Here is a 15,433-nt window from a genome sequence, read left to right as displayed (position 1 = left end):
GATTGGTCAAATTAGTTAAACTGATTAATCGATGGCATATCCCTTTTTCTTTGGGTCACATGTACACGTTACTTTAGGAGTTGCTGATTGACTATGGTTGATTTTAATCAGACGATTTGATCTTTGATCAAAACATGCAGGACACTTTGAGAATTGTTCCAGGTCCCAGGTGTCGGCAAAGACATGTCCTGCTCCTAAAGAAATTCCATATTCAAGTACTTCTTCCAAAGAATCCAGAGAAGGTTTTTGAAACAGACCTTGTTCTTCTAAAAGATCCATAGCTCCATTACCGGCTCTAACCGGAATAACTGTGCAAGATGACACACCTGCTTCAAAAGCCAATTCAATCGATCTCTTTGCCCAGAAAACACCCTCCTTTTCACTCATAAACGGCGGCCTGACCAATATAAATGCCCTGCTGTCAATTTGATGCGCTTTTAAAAATTTTACGGCCCTAACAAAGTCTCGAACCTCCATTTTCTTGTTCAGTTTTTTCAAAACATTGGGTTCTACTGTTTCCAAGCCAATAGCCACTTCAAGCTCAGGTTGCAGCATGTCTCTAAAATCCAAGCAATTTTGTCCTATCAATTTCGGATGCCCTTCAACGATAAGCCTATCAACATGTTTTACTAAACCTGCTATCGGTTTATAGTCTTCTTCTGGAATAGATTTGACATCAAAAAAGCTTCCACTGTTGTAAAGTTTTAACCGACTTACATCAGGCATATGTTTCAAGCCTAATCGAATTTGTTCAGGAATAGCTCCTATAGGAACAGAAGTCAGGGTTGTATTTTTCCATAGATCACACATCAAACAGGTGAAAGAACATTCCTTATTGGTCAAGAAAATAATACCTGTATCCTCTACCAAACCAGAATTCGATCTCTCTTTTTCAACTAAGCAGGCATAAGGTTCAAATTTATCAACCTCATTTCTTGCTGGCCTGTTCTTAGTAATCCAATGACTGTCAAAACTTTCCATGCTGATTATTCATATCTAGACATGAACTCCTTTCTATAGGTGATGTCTTTTTCCGGAAAATGTTTTTTAAAGTTATTACTGGAAGTGGCACCGTGTTGAAATCTTCGCTTTTCAAAAACTGGCATATCTATTCCTGTAATGGCTTTCACTCCGGCAGCTACGATTTGCCCTTTAAGATCATATAATTTTTGATGATCCCAATCAGTTAGATCTATATATGGAATTCCTTCTGAAATCTCGATTACATTCGGCAGCGTATAAGGGCTAAACCCATCAAAACCTAATAGATCCGCAGGTGAAAAAGTACGCATATAGCCCCTGCTTAATCCTCCTGAATAAGTTAAGGAATGCTTGATCGATTCTACACCCCATCCTTCATGATATAACATCAGGTTATTTAAAACACTTTTGATTGTCAATTCAGGGTTGTCTTCTATGGGATAGTCTTTTAGATTCTCATCTCCCCCATCTCCATCGATAATATATTTCCAATCCGGATACTTAGACCTGATACTTTTTAGCAAAGACAGATTCATAGTAGCTGATTGTATATCCAAAGGTTTATAGTCTTCAACTACATTAATGGCCTCTTTCCAGTTTAGTGATTGATAATCTAATTCAATGGGTTCGAGAAACAACTCAAGATCCAGAGCGCTTAAAAATTTTCTTGCTTGCATAAGATCAGCCCCTTCCCCTTCAACCGATAAGGTAAAAGCTTTTAAACGCGAAGGGCTTTCTCCTAGCTCCCTTAAAGCATGGTACATCAAAATAAAAACAGATCCACTGTCAATTCCTGCAGAAAAAGTCACTCCTATAGGCCCCTGCGTTGCTCTGAATTGAAGCCATTTTTTGATTTCTTCATAGACTGCACCAATATAATCTTTGCCAATTTGTTCAATTTGTGTGGGTTGATATACGTTTCGTTTGGGTGTAAAAAACCTTTCATATATTGGATTTGGATCAGGACAGCCTAATAACTCAATTCTCGTTACATAATGTGCCGGAGCCATTCTGGTGTATGAGGGGTGAAACTGATCGTCAAGACCTTCCTTTTTGAGGTGCTCATAAATAACGTCAATACGTTCAGCAACAATCAATTGCGGGCCTATGGCTTGTTTAGCAATAAAATACCGTATCGGTCTGCCGATTGACCTGGCCATACGTATAGTTTTTCCATCAACAGAAATCAGGCAAAACTGTCCGTCAATTTTTCTAACCTCCTCAAGGTCACCTGAGCGAACAACTTCTACAGCTTCTTCATGACTCATATTATAGATCATGTTCTTCTTCTGATCGGTAAGATCTACTACTTTACTTATATATTGATGATTCATCATACTTGTGCTTTAAATTGATGCTGTGCGAATTGCTAAATTAAGGAAATCCAAATACCTAAGCCGGGGCCCCCTATAATTTAGATGCGCTGTTATTTTTGAATTCCCTTTCCCTTATATATTTCAAGATACGTGTTTACGGGTACTTGTTTAAAGATTTCTTCTTGTCCATCTGGCCAATTAATTTTTAGCTCTTCAATTGTTTTGTTACTTCCTAATCCGATATGAACCCGAGAATCTTTGTTTGACAAATAACCATTTGTCCATTGATTGACCAAGACTTGTTTTTTATTACCTGATGTGACACTTACTACGGCTCCAATTCCTGAAGCCAGACCCAGCTCACCTTTTAAGGTTAAACCCAGCCAGTTATTGGCATTTCCTCCATCGTTTCTTAGAAGTGAAGCGCTTGCCATCAAATCGACGTGTGAAATGCTTACATCCAGATCTCCGTCATTATCATAGTCCCAGACGACTAGGCCTCTACCCGATCTTTTTTTAGAAAAGTAGGGTCCGTGCTCTTTACCCACATCGGTAAAATTAGCTGATCCGTCGTTTTCCATAAGTAAAGGATATTGCAATATCAACTCTTCTGCAGTCCCATTTGCTGTAATCAGATCAAGATCACCGTCATTATCAAAATCGAAAAAAGCAGCTCCCCAACCTCCTTTTCCTGCCATAGCAGCAGCAATACCACTTTCCTCTGTCATGTCATCAAACAACCCGTTCCCTTTATTCAGATAAAGTGCCCCATATTTCAAATCAGACACAAAAATGTCAATTAAACCATCTCCGTTAACATCACCTAGCGTAGCATGCATAGAGCCAGTTTCCTGCCCTTTGCTGTTTGCAGCAACACCACTTGCAACACCAACTTCTGTATAACTTCCTTTGTCATTTCTAAACAAAAAATTGTAATGATGGTCATTGGCCTGAAAAATATCAAGATCGCCATCGTGATCATAATCAACAACTGTAAGCCCCATACATTTGGAATCCGGATAAAACAAACCGGCTTTTTTAGTCACTTCCATAAAACTTCCGTCAGGCTGTTGCTCATACAGTAAAGAGGCTTGGCCTTTATACTCTGATGGGTGTGGCATCATACCAGGAGTCTGGGTTGAAATATAAGCAGGATCAAAAGCTAAAAAATTACCTACCATAGCATCCAATCTACCATCCAGGTTATAATCCCAAAAGGATACGCCTATACTCCACTTAGTGAAGCCATTTAATTTATCCGGGCCAGCTAAGCCAAGTTCCTGAGTGATATCCTTAAAAGTTCCATCCCCATTATTGTGGTAAAAAACATTACTACCATAATTGAGCAGGAATAAATCTTCAAAGCCATCCAGGTCGAGGTCGATCGCTCCGGCTGCCATACTCCATTGCAAATCATTGATTCCTGCTGTTTTCCCGGTTTCTGTGAAAGTACCATCCCCGTTATTCATATATAGCTTATCCCTGCTATTGGCAAAGCCCCTTCCTCCTTCATCTGATATTTCTGGCAAATAGGTTCCACTCATCATAAAAAGATCCATCAGCCCGTCATTATTATAATCAAATACTGTAATGCCAGAACCGCTGCTCTCTAAGATGTTCTCATAATTATAATCGCCAAAATTATATTTAAAGTCAATTCCTGAGGTTTTCGCCACATCTACAAAAGTTACTTTTTCTTGTGCAATCAATGAGACTGGGAGCCCTAGAAAAAGGAGGCATAAAAACATATGCAATTTATTCTTCATTTAAAATTGGTTTAATTGAGTTCTGAAATGTACTTTGACTTACGATTCTTGTATTATAGTTTTTATTGTAATCAGAAAGTTTCGTGTCTTTAGGGTAAATATCGGTTTCTGAGGGAGGATAAGCCTTCATACTATGAAAAGGCAAGGGTGAAACAGTTTGTCCTGCTGCCGTATTTAGATCTCCGTCTTTTACCCAACCTACACTGTGAATAAAAAAGTCTCTTACCCAGCCTTTCGGTAATTCAGGCAAAGAGGCCTCATCAAAAGTTAGCGAAATTTCATCACCGGCATTTGAAATAACATATTGGTTATCAGCGTCAGCCAATAGAGGCAAAACTTCTCCATATCTTGTATATGCTCCTGTTAAATCACGCCATTTAGGTAATGAATCTACTTTGTCATAATCAAACCAATGCGGCCCATACCGGCCTCCTTTTCTATAACTTTGCGAAAATCCACGGTAATGAAGATCTGCTTTTTCTGCCTTTAAAACATAAGGAGCTATTTTTTCTGAATTTTGAACAGCAGCAAAGAAAATTTCATCCCAATATATCTCCATATTCGTTTGGATTCGTATACGATGGTCAGCCGAAAGAAATTTATCTTCTAGATTGACAATCACTGTTTTGTCCTTTCCCATTGGGAAACTCATATCAGTTTGTACTGTTTGCCATGAGCCCTTTTTATTTATAACCTGAATTATTGGAGCTTGTACCTTTAGTATTTCTGACTGAGATAGCGCCACATTGATACTCGCATCAGTAGGAAAGATCCATCCTCTTAAAAATAAATGAAGACCATCCAATCTTCCTGCTTCTCCGGGATCAAGGATCAGATCATGCATCTTTGTAACTCCCTGATAGGTATCCGCAGTCAAATTATCAATATAACGATCATCTTTTTGCAAGATCATTGGCAAAACATCTCTCCCTAATTCATCTTTAGCAGATGAAGGGGATATTTTCTTATCCACCTGGTACAATTTTAATCCAGGAAACGGTGGTGGGGAAAATTGTTCTGGAACGAAGAGGTCAAAATCTGCCGGGTGGTCAACAGCAATTAATTCAAGCTGGTCCATATAAATGGTTTCCCACAATTCAGATGTAATCTGAATCTTATATTTCCCATCTATTGCTGCAAGTTGTGTATTTTCAATTTTGATATAATCATCTGAAGCATCCGCAAAAGCATATTTGGTGGTTCCACCCATAATACCTAATGGCATGCCCAAAGCGCTTCTCCAGGTAATATCCTTTACAAACTCGTACTCCTTGCCGTTCCAAGTATATAAAAACGGACAAGAGCCTTTTAAGGTTTGAGATTCTATCAAGGCTTGATCGGCATTAGGTAATAGTATATTCTGCGGTACGCCGTTGGTCCAGGTAATTCTTATGATATCTGCTTTCTCTCTGTGCCCAAGTCCGAAATAAATATTCGGATCGGTAACAACCATGCTCTGATAAAGATCTCCCGCACGCAATTCGACTTTCGATCCAATCCCAAAGTAATTGTTTTTAGCACTTCCTGTTCTTAAACCAACAAGTTTCATATTGACATAATGATTCATATTTCCGCCATCATTCCTGAACAATTTGACGCCCCCATCTGAAAGCGCTACCAAAATATCTCTGTCGCCATCACTATCATGGTCATATACCTGAAGTTGACAACCACTTAATCCCGGGGTTTTGATAAGAGACGATGTATTTATAAATCCACCTGCTCCGTCATTGTGAAACAATATCAAACCTGTTCCATCAGACTTTGCTGGTTCTCCAGTGAGTAATAAGTCCTGAAACCCATCATTATCAAAATCAATACTTGCCACATCCAGAACAGTTAGTTCGTCAGATGAACTAAGCAATGGCCCCAATTCGGCCATCTCCTCAAAAGTTCCATTTCCCGAATTCAGATATAGCTTGCTGTTCGTCAACTTTGAAGAACCAATAAGCACATCGAGAAACCCGTCGTTATTCACATCTACAACAACAATAGAATTTCCTTCTGAATCTGCCTTCAGCCCTGAATTTTGAGCTAATTCGTACTTCCCCTGCCGTTCATTAGAATATAGATAAGTTCCTGTTTTTCCTGTCGTAATCAAGTCAACATCACCATCATCATCAAAGTCACCAAAAGCGGCATCCATAGTACCCTTTCTCTGTTCAGAGGATAAACCCATTTCTCCTGTCATGTTCACAAAAGATCCGTCCCCGTTATTCCTGAATACATTGTCGCCATTAAGAGAAGCTTGAAATAAGTCGAGGTCACCATCTTGATCCATGTCAAAAAACAAAGCCTTCTCAACTGCATTCCCAATAATTTTAGACGCTGCTGTTTTGTCTTCCAAAATTCCCTGATCAGCATTTCTATAAAGAATGTTACCAGTTTCCATATGAACATATAGATCAAGAAACCCATCATTATCATAATCAGCGAATACTGCTCCATACTCCACACCCTGATGAGCTATTCCCAGATTCTTTGTCACATCCTGATAAGAAACCCTTTTGTTCTCCATCATATAATGCTCGTATGTTTTTCCCTGATCATTATAACTCCCTATGTAAACATCAATGTTCCCGTCACCATTAAAATCAGCAGTGCTAATGTGAGTCGTATTCTTAAAATTCTTGGCTGCTTCGGGATAGGATTTAATAGCTGACAAACCAGCCTCATCACTTATGTCTTTAAATTTAATAACCTCCAGAACAGACTTATCAGCTATGGTCTCATCAATAACCTGTCTGTTATAGCTTATGAGTGGAAATCCAATTAATGATCCTCCTGGTCCTTTAAGTTCATTTATACCCGCTTGGTAAGGAAAAGAAACCTTCAGATAATTATGAAAAATGGTGAAACTGATAAGGGCTTTTTCGAGGTTTGGCTCTCTAAGCATTTCTATGGTTTGTGCATAATATGCTATAGATTCTTTAGGGAATTCAGGAAATTGCTTTTTAATAATTTCCAATCTTTCAATTGCCTGATCTGACTCACCCTCTTTTATAAGTAATTCTATGAATTGCAATTGGGGAACAATATTTTCAGGTGCTTCTATTACAAGCTGCTGGAGATAATTCTTTCTGATCCCTGCTGCTTCCTTCCCTGGATCGGCTGAGTACAATTCAGACAGATCATATAATATTTTACTGTGATCAGACTCCTTTGTAAGGGCCGTTTTCAAAACTTCGATAGCCTCTGGCCTTCTTCCATCCATTTGATAAACAGTCGATAAAAGCAGACTGATATTAGCATCGTCTGGATCAAGACGCTCTGCCTCTAAAATTTGTTCTTCAGCATCTTCGTATTTAGCCATGCGAAGATAGACCAGACCAAGATTTGCATACCCGGTTTTATCATCAGGAGACAACTCTATTAATTTAATGAATTGAATTTCAGCCTCTTCCAATTTAAACTCTTCCAAATACGCGAGACCCAAGGTTTGGGTGGTCATCATTTCAATCGATTTTTTGCGTCTTTCCTCTGCTGATTCCTTACATCCTTGTAAAATTCCGAATAAGATAAAAAAAATTAAAAGCACCAAATTTTTCATACGATCAAAGTTAAGTAATCTAAAGCTATTTGATTGAAATTTTTTCTCTTCGAATGCAACAAATAATCGATCCAAAGGCTACTATTCAGAAGTCTTTATTCTTCCCAGTGAATCGAATTCAACTGGCCCCGTAATACCTTGATAATTAATTTGATCCAAGCCCGTTTTTAAGTCATTTTGATTATCTGCTGAATGTTCTAGCGCTGATGTAAGCGTCATAACAGCATCAAAGGCTAAAGCACCAATAATGTTGCATTTTTTTTCTTTTGTTCTAAAATACGCTTCTTCACACAGTGCTTTATTTCCATTGATCCAGGAATTTCTAAAAGGCATAATGAAATCTTCATTATCGAGAATGTCTTGAGACCCATTTGCCGCTACATTACCAAAAACAGGGATATTGATCTTTGTTTTTAGCATTTGCTCTTGAATCGTTTTCAGCGGTAATTCCCTCCCGAGAAGGATCAAGCCATCGGTATTATTCTTTCTCATTTCAGCAACGACACTGGAAGCGTCTGATTGTGCTTGAAATCGAAGTGGATGTATTTTTAATTGAGGTAATTTCGCAGCCTTCTCCAACAAACTCTTATAAGCTTGCTCACTATCATAGGAAGCATCGAAAACAACCATTAACTCCTTTAAGTTTTTATTTTTACAGGTCTCGTTCAGAAGAATTTGGGCCTGCTGTTCGTCGTTCGGAACAATTGAAAAAAACCAGGATACATAAGCATTGGTCAAACTAGATTCACTCGCCCATGCAGATAAAAACGGTACTTGAGTTTTAGCGATGACCTGTTCTGCTAAATGGGTGTTTCTCGCATCTAAAGAACCTATTATCGCGATGACCTTCTCCTCAAATACCAGCTCCACAATTTTACTTGACCCTGCCCCCCAGGTCCCTTCGACAGAGCGAATAATCAAGTTTAATCTTTTCCCTTTTACGCCGCCTTTATTATTGATTAACTCTATGGCATTCAGGGCCGCTATCGAAGCTTCAGTTTCATTGCTTTTATCAACCAACAATCCAATTGAAATATAGGCTTGGCTGCCTTCTTTTTGCTGTCCTCTGCCTTCAACCTGAAAACAAAGTAAAAAAGAAAACAAACAAATAAATGTAGCAATAGTCTTTAGGTTTTTCAAACCAGGTTATTCATAATTATTTTCAACGATTATTGATTCAATACCCCACCATTTTTCCGGAATGTGCTCTTTCACCCAATTCAGGGCTCGGGCTGAAAACAAATTTTCCATTTTTTACTTCAGCCATCCAAATCTCACCAATATCATTCCAACTTTCATCAAAAACAATTTCTCCGGTAACACCACTATAGTTCTGAAAGCTATGCAGATCAGTCAGCACGTCTCTAATTAAAACCCTGTTTAAACCAACTTTCTCTATTGCAGCTAAAATGAGATTCATTCCATCGTAGGCATGGGCCGCATAAACATCTGCTTCAAGATTGAACCTTTTCTTATAGGCCAGCTGAAAGGTCTTTAGTTTTTTACTGTCAGCATTCGGGTTGTACGGACTTGTGCTTACTATCCCTTCTGCAAATTCACCTGCAATGGATAGAAATTCATTAGAAACTGCACGGTCTGAAGCATAAACCGGCTGCTGCATACCCATTTCACGAATCTGTTTCAAAACAAGCGCCGACTCTTTTGCATTTGCCCAGATTAAAATGGCATCAGGAGTCACTCTTTTTATATTTTCCAACTGCATGGAAAAATCTGTTTCTCCTTCATTAAATCTTTCTTCGATCATCATAGGGTGGCCCAAACGCACTGCAGCTCCAGAATACTCCATAATACCAACCCGGCCATATCGTGAATTCGCCCTAATCACGGCAACACGTTCATGATTTTTTTCTTCAAAAATATGAGTCGCTAAGGCATAACCACTTTGTCTGTCATCACTGATCACTCTAATGGCCCATGGAATATTTGTCTCAGTAAAGGTAGGATCAGGATCCCCTGTATTGACCATCATGATTTCCATTTTCAAAGTCGCACGTAGTGCCACATGAGATACAATATCATCAATAGAGCCCAACCATGCCCAGACGCCTTCTTCATCCATTTTAACCACTTCGTTAGCGGCTGCACCCCAAAGTCCTACGTCGTTATGCGTCATTAAAGTATAAGGCAAGTCTTTGTATCCTCCCCTGGCATTTGCCTCCTCCATGGCTAGTGTTGCACCATTGAGCATTTGTTCACCGAGAGGCACAAGTGGAGACCCTTCAAGTGGACCAAGAAAACCAATCCTTACCTCTTCAATATCTGTGGGTTCCGCTTTTTCACGTCCGGCCCCGTAAAACTGTACAGGTTCAACAAAATGATACTTATATGCCTCTTGAAAATTCTGATACGGAAATAACTTGTCTGGGGTTTTCCCATACTTTAGTTCCTTATTTTGCCCATAGGTATCCCCGAACTGAAACACTATCAGTACTAAAATAGAAATGAACAAACCACAATTAACCCTCATAAAACAGTTATTTTAGTTTGACTTACAAATAGCGTAAACTTCAATTTCAACCAATAATGTCTCCCAGCATAATCTTGCCTGAATCCCTGTACTTGCAGGAAGTGGGTCTAGATTCATCCATTGGTAAAAAGAGGTTCTTATTTTATTAAATTCTTCATAATCTCTTTCGATGTCTCTCAAATAATTACTGGTTCTTACAACATCATGCCAGCTCATACCTTCAGCCTCAAGTAAGTTTGTAATATTCACATAAGTTCTCCACAATTGGGCTTTAAAATCACCGATATGCTCTGGCTTACCTTCTTCATTAACACTTGCTGTACCTGATATCAAAAGCACTTTATGACCTCCAAAATCTAGTCTTAATGCTCTTGAAAAAGAAGAAGGTTTTTGATAGTCATATGCTTCGTTGATAGTTTGTGGCGCATGAACCACATGTTTTTCAATTGGAGGCCTGTCTGCGTGAACCTCTGGATAAACAGATGGGCTTATCATATTATCATCAGATAAAATTCCCAGTTTGCGCATTTCTAATTTTTCACCGTCGGTGAGTTTATTAAGGTCTATCAATAATTTTCTTTCCTGAATGTCTAATGTATTGCTCATAATTCCTGCTTTTTATTATTTTATAATCTATATTGGTTTTAGTCTGACGTAGCCAGACCCATATCTTCTTTGTTAATTATTTCACCTCGGCTCAAGCCTTTTGAGGTGGCTACCCAGATCATGTCATCCTTCATATCCACGCCTAAAACATAGTTATGAGACAAAGAAGGATTTAATGGGATTTCAGTCTTTTGAGTTCCCATCAAGATCTCAGCGCTTCCTGAAAAATTTTCCTTGTTGCGGGTATACGTCACCCAGTTTTCACCATCACTGATACTTAACCCTTTGTCTGTACAGATATAAACATACTTTCCGGAAGCCTTGATATAATTGATAAAATTACTGGCCAGTCCGCTATCGTGATCAAAATATCCTTTCCATCGTGTTCCATCATATCGGCTGAGCCCAAAATAAGTTCCCACCCATAGCATACCATCAGCCCAGGAAGCACCAGTTGTGATGTCATGAACCAGACCGTCATCCGGGAAGAGATCGATTTCCATATTACCATCCGGATCAGTATAATCTCTGAATTGTCCGTTTTTCTTGTTGTATTCTACGATACCTCCTCCCCAGGCAGCTATATAAATTTTATTATCCCCGCTACAAATTCCATAGGTCCAAGGTTCATGCATAGGTGCATTTTCTTCAGTGAAGATCTCCCATTCTTTATTAAACGTGTTGTATTTACCTGCACCTCCACCTGTAGCAACCCAAACATCTTTGCCATCGCAGGTTACTGCATAGATAAGATCATTGGGCATACCGCTGTTCATTTGGTTAAAATTTTCGAATTTGCCCGCGGTAAAACGAGACAAGCCACCCATTGTGGCGACCCAAACATCTCCTGTTTGTTCGCTAACGTCTATAGCCAATACGCCGTTATGGGCCAAGCCATCTTCAGTAGTATAGGTAGTCCATGCGCCCTTTTCAAATACGGATAATCCATCATGCGTGCCAACTAAAACCCGGCCTTCATCAATTCGAACGCAATATGTTTTATCTGAAGGCAAGCCATTTTTCGATGTAAAATGTTCCCAATTACCGTAAATCGGCATCACGTTATCTGATTCGGAAAGAGTCGATTCGTTCGATATTGAAGTTACATCCAAGTTATTTTCATCTGCTAAAAAACCTGAAGATACAGGCTCATCAGCACCGAGATTTATTTTGATAAAACTGACCGAAATAAAAATGAAAAGTCCAGCTATGATTATGGCTGTAGGTGATTTTTTATGTTGCTTCATATATTTCATATACCTGTCATTTATGTGAGAAGGATAGCCCTGCATGCTGTGTTTCCTGACCGGGATTGTCGTATGTAGGACTCCTTAAAGATTTTAAATAATTTACCAGATCATTGAGTTCACTTTTACTCATATCGTTAACATAGCCATGCTTATCATCTGTACCATAGAGGGTCCAGATTTCTTCAAGCGTTTTCGCACGACCATCGTGTAAATAGGGTGCTGAGGCAAAAATATTGGATAAGTGAGGGGTATCGAATAAAATTGGATCATCAGATGTTGCCAAAGTACTCACGTCTGCCAGATTCAAATCTGAATATAAGGGAGCCGGATGGCAAGTGACACATCGGTTATTCTCAGGTATCGGGTTGCCCAGCTTGTCATGATCTCTTTCATATAGTGACTTTCCTCTGAGCTGAGATGCCGTCAATTCACCACTTGGATTATACATTAAATTTGGAGGCTGTTTAATTCCGCGCATGATATAGGCAGAAATAGCATCCAGGTCATCATAGTTGAATTGTTCAGTTCTTGTCAAGACAGTAGAAAAACGCATACCATCCTGCTTATAAACCGTTTGGTTTTTTCCATTCCATTTAAAGGGAGCAGTATCCCCAATTTCTCGCAAAGATTGGGTATTGGTCAAATTACGTCCCATATGTTTTCCGGCCATATTATAAATCAATCCGTCTTCATGATGATCAGGATGGCAAGTATAACAGGAATATTGATTTTGAAAAGTATGCCCAGCGTTACTGAACAGGCGTCTTCCTTGTCTTGCAACCGTCACTCTTACCGGACCTCCAAGATCTATTTCATTCGTTTTGATAAGTTTTTCTGTGTCTATAATGGCTATCCTATCATTGAGCTGTTCAGTCACGTAAAGTTTTTCACCGTCAGCAGACAGGCTTATTCCTTTCGGGCTGGCACCCGTTGGAATTCTCTTCACAATAAACCTGCTACTCAAGTTTAAATTATTCGCATAACTCTTGCGGGTTTTATCATCAGCATCTTTCAGTAAGGCTCTAATTGTATCCAATGCTATAACAGAAATCCGATCTACTCCTGAGCTCGAAATAAATGCTCTTCTCCCATCCGCATCAATTTCAATATCAAAAGGGTCAGGATAATAGGCATTGGGTTCGTCAAGAAGAAACTGTGTGATATTCCCTCCATTTGTTTCCATGACCCCAAATCCATGCGTCATCATCCAACCTCCCTCTACTTGAACGGATGGTAACTGATTTTTTGGTCTTATCAAAGTGAATAAAACAAGATCACCTTGAGGCGTATAGGCAGCATTTTCCATTAAATAAGCGCTTTCAACATTTTGTTTCACTGCGCGCTGATTTTTAGTATCGATGAAGGTTAATTCGGTGATCAAGGTTTCGTTGTATTCGGATAAATTTGCTCTTCTGGCAGTGATCATGCATTGATCTCCAGAGGGGGAGAGCGTAATCCCGGTAGGATCATTTCCTGTTTGTAATCTCCTTATTTCTTGCTTGCTGGCTAAATCGAAAATTGAAACGTCTGAAGCAAAGGTATTGACAACATAAAGGAATTTCTCTTCTGCATCAAGCATTAGCCCCGACGGGCCATTACCTGTTTGGAGCGATGCGATAATCTTTAAACTTTCCAAATCAATAATATTAACATTATCAGACCATTGATTACTGACATATGCCTTCTTAGCTGTCTTATCCAAAATAACACTATGAGGATGTTTCCCTACTTTAATTTTTGAAATGACCACCCTTGTTTCAAGGTTTACCACAAGTAATTCGTCAGTATCCTGGGCTATAACATACATTCTGCTTTCAGCATCATCCACAGCAAGATTAAAAGGCGAATAATAATCTGAATTGATCATTTTGGTAATCAATTTATTCTTAGAAATACTGATATGGCAAGAGGTACATAATAGAGGATGATCAGTAACTGCGGTTCTTTCATTCACATGAGCCCTTGCCAGTTGTCTTCCCGGATAAAAAACAAGCAGCCCAAGAACCAATGCGGATCCGATAATCAGGTATGTCTTTAGCTTGTTCATTTAGTTTATTCTGTTTTGGCCAATAGTGTTTCGACTTTAGGAATTTGAATCGGATCTTTTGTTACCGCAAGTGGTTGTCGATTTTCCGGAACAATTTCATTTCCTAGATGACAACCTACGCAGGCCCTTCTTTCATTTGGCCTTAAATTTATCCAGCTACTTGGTCCATAAAGGATATTCCCATTCTTATCAAGTGTTTGTATTTTAAAAGGAGTATCTGCTTTCACTTCTAAATAAACCGAACCATCCTGCTCAACATCTACAATTCCCATAGACTGCTCTAGGCCTAAAAGTTCAATGCTAACTGCCTTTTCAATAAGTGCTAAATCGTCTTTTTTTGGGTGACCCGAAAAATTGATATCCTGGCATAATAACAAGGCCGTTTTTTCTTCAATATTGACTTCACTTGGTATTTTTTTTGGTCTCGTTCTTGCGCTGACCTGAACTGCTTCTACAAATGTGTATTCTTTGTTTTTATATATTGTTCTCACCAATTGTTGTTGCACAGGATCAAATTCATATAAACCAATATGTTCATCGTTTAGTTTTTTGTAGCAAAGCAGTAAACTTCCTTCTGCCATAGGGTGAGCAGAAATGATATCACCCCGGATATTCTTTGTTAGGTCTTTTCGGCTTGCCAAAGGATTGGCATAAGTGATACTGCTCAACAAAGCTTTATCATTATTATTGGACTCTATCAAGTATATATCACCATTTATCGCTTGATTTGCGGAGAGAATTTTAGTTTCGGTTTTTGTGCTATTATAAAACCTCATCTCTTTGGAACCATCAGGCCTCATGACCATTAAATTAGGCCTTCCCTCATCCAAAAACTCTTGTTGACTTACCGTTATAAGCCTGCCATCATGTAGTATTTTTGAAGATAAGTAAGACCCCGGACTAAAGGTTATTCTCTCCTCTGTTGAATTCTCATTATCAATAACAAATAAAGCGTGCCCTATATCTCCGTTTTGCAACATTGTTTCCTTACTGTAAACTATTCGGTTACCCGGAAGATAGGCTGGCTCATAACAATTAGTTTTAGAATCGCTCAATTGTTTATATTTTAAATCTGTAAGTTTCATCTCATAGATCTGCCAAGAGTCACCTTTTAATTTTTGAGCTGAAAACAACATTTTTTGAGCATCAAAGGAAATTGATGGGCCGGCAGCCGAATAAAATTCTTTGCTAACTGACAAGAGGGCATTATTAGGATGCGCCGGATCGAACATGACAATTTCAGCGCCCTCTAAAAATGCAACGCTCTTGTTTAATTCTGATGCTACAATATCTAATTGAGGATTAATAGCTGTAATAAGAATCTCTCCTTCCTTGACACTTTTCTCACATGAAAACGAAAGCCCTGCCACAATTACAATTAGGCTAATACTGATAAAAAAAGATGTCGTTCTTTTATTCATGCTTGATT

At 38.9% G+C, this 15,433-nt stretch carries 10 protein-coding genes; all 10 read right to left on the bottom strand.

What is annotated here, in order from left to right:
* Positions 1-24 precede the first annotated feature (24 nt).
* The 10 genes from QWY87_RS05110 to QWY87_RS05065 all read right to left on the bottom strand — a co-directional run bounded on the left by QWY87_RS05110 (position 25) and on the right by QWY87_RS05065 (position 15,425).
* Positions 25-981, bottom strand: a complete 957-nt coding sequence (locus QWY87_RS05110; RefSeq protein WP_290289045.1) for a hypothetical protein — start codon at positions 979-981, stop codon at positions 25-27.
* Between the two features lie 5 nt (positions 982-986).
* Positions 987-2,318, bottom strand: coding sequence for an asparagine synthase-related protein (locus tag QWY87_RS05105; RefSeq protein WP_290289043.1), 1,332 nt, complete (start codon positions 2,316-2,318; stop codon positions 987-989).
* 89 nt (positions 2,319-2,407) lie between these two features.
* Positions 2,408-4,063 carry a CRTAC1 family protein gene (locus QWY87_RS05100; RefSeq protein WP_290289041.1) on the bottom strand — a complete coding sequence of 552 codons (1,656 nt, stop codon included), beginning with the start codon at positions 4,061-4,063 and terminating at the stop codon, positions 2,408-2,410.
* Positions 4,053-7,613, bottom strand: coding sequence for a CRTAC1 family protein (locus QWY87_RS05095; RefSeq protein ID WP_290289040.1), 3,561 nt, complete (start codon positions 7,611-7,613; stop codon positions 4,053-4,055). Before QWY87_RS05095 ends, QWY87_RS05100 begins: the two co-directional genes overlap by 11 nt.
* A gap of 81 nt (positions 7,614-7,694) precedes the next feature.
* On the bottom strand, positions 7,695-8,753 hold the full coding sequence (locus tag QWY87_RS05090; RefSeq protein WP_290289038.1) for an ABC transporter substrate-binding protein: 1,059 nt from the start codon (positions 8,751-8,753) through the stop codon (positions 7,695-7,697).
* A gap of 37 nt (positions 8,754-8,790) precedes the next feature.
* Positions 8,791-10,101 carry an ABC transporter substrate-binding protein gene (locus QWY87_RS05085; protein ID WP_290289034.1) on the bottom strand — a complete coding sequence of 437 codons (1,311 nt, stop codon included), beginning with the start codon at positions 10,099-10,101 and terminating at the stop codon, positions 8,791-8,793.
* 12 nt (positions 10,102-10,113) lie between these two features.
* Positions 10,114-10,707, bottom strand: a complete 594-nt coding sequence (locus QWY87_RS05080) for a Rid family hydrolase (RefSeq protein ID WP_290289032.1) — start codon at positions 10,705-10,707, stop codon at positions 10,114-10,116.
* A gap of 38 nt (positions 10,708-10,745) precedes the next feature.
* Positions 10,746-11,963, bottom strand: coding sequence for a ligand-binding sensor domain-containing protein (locus QWY87_RS05075; RefSeq protein WP_290289030.1), 1,218 nt, complete (start codon positions 11,961-11,963; stop codon positions 10,746-10,748).
* 7 nt (positions 11,964-11,970) lie between these two features.
* Positions 11,971-14,004: a YVTN family beta-propeller repeat protein gene (locus QWY87_RS05070; protein WP_290289028.1), complete on the bottom strand. Its 2,034-nt coding sequence runs from the start codon at positions 14,002-14,004 to the stop codon at positions 11,971-11,973.
* A 5-nt stretch (positions 14,005-14,009) separates the two neighbouring features.
* Positions 14,010-15,425, bottom strand: a complete 1,416-nt coding sequence (locus QWY87_RS05065) for an HzsA-related protein (protein WP_290289027.1) — start codon at positions 15,423-15,425, stop codon at positions 14,010-14,012.
* Positions 15,426-15,433: the final 8 nt, after the last annotated feature.

This window comes from Lutimonas halocynthiae (genome assembly GCF_030409835.1).
In the GTDB taxonomy this organism is placed as follows: domain Bacteria; phylum Bacteroidota; class Bacteroidia; order Flavobacteriales; family Flavobacteriaceae; genus Lutimonas; species Lutimonas halocynthiae.
This window is presented reverse-complemented; position numbering and strand designations above follow the sequence as displayed.

Bases quoted from the DNA above. Each gene is read 5' to 3' on its own strand.
- QWY87_RS05110 (WP_290289045.1), bottom strand. From the start codon at position 981: ATGGAAAGTTTTGACAGTCATTGGATTACTAAGAACAGGCCAGCAAGA.
- QWY87_RS05105 (WP_290289043.1), bottom strand. From the start codon at position 2,318: ATGATGAATCATCAATATATAAGTAAAGTAGTAGATCTTACCGATCAG.
- QWY87_RS05100 (WP_290289041.1), bottom strand. From the start codon at position 4,063: ATGAAGAATAAATTGCATATGTTTTTATGCCTCCTTTTTCTAGGGCTC.
- QWY87_RS05095 (WP_290289040.1), bottom strand. From the start codon at position 7,613: ATGAAAAATTTGGTGCTTTTAATTTTTTTTATCTTATTCGGAATTTTA.
- QWY87_RS05085 (WP_290289034.1), bottom strand. From the start codon at position 10,101: ATGAGGGTTAATTGTGGTTTGTTCATTTCTATTTTAGTACTGATAGTG.
- QWY87_RS05080 (WP_290289032.1), bottom strand. From the start codon at position 10,707: ATGAGCAATACATTAGACATTCAGGAAAGAAAATTATTGATAGACCTT.
- QWY87_RS05075 (WP_290289030.1), bottom strand. From the start codon at position 11,963: ATGAAATATATGAAGCAACATAAAAAATCACCTACAGCCATAATCATA.
- QWY87_RS05070 (WP_290289028.1), bottom strand. From the start codon at position 14,004: ATGAACAAGCTAAAGACATACCTGATTATCGGATCCGCATTGGTTCTT.
- QWY87_RS05065 (WP_290289027.1), bottom strand. From the start codon at position 15,425: ATGAATAAAAGAACGACATCTTTTTTTATCAGTATTAGCCTAATTGTA.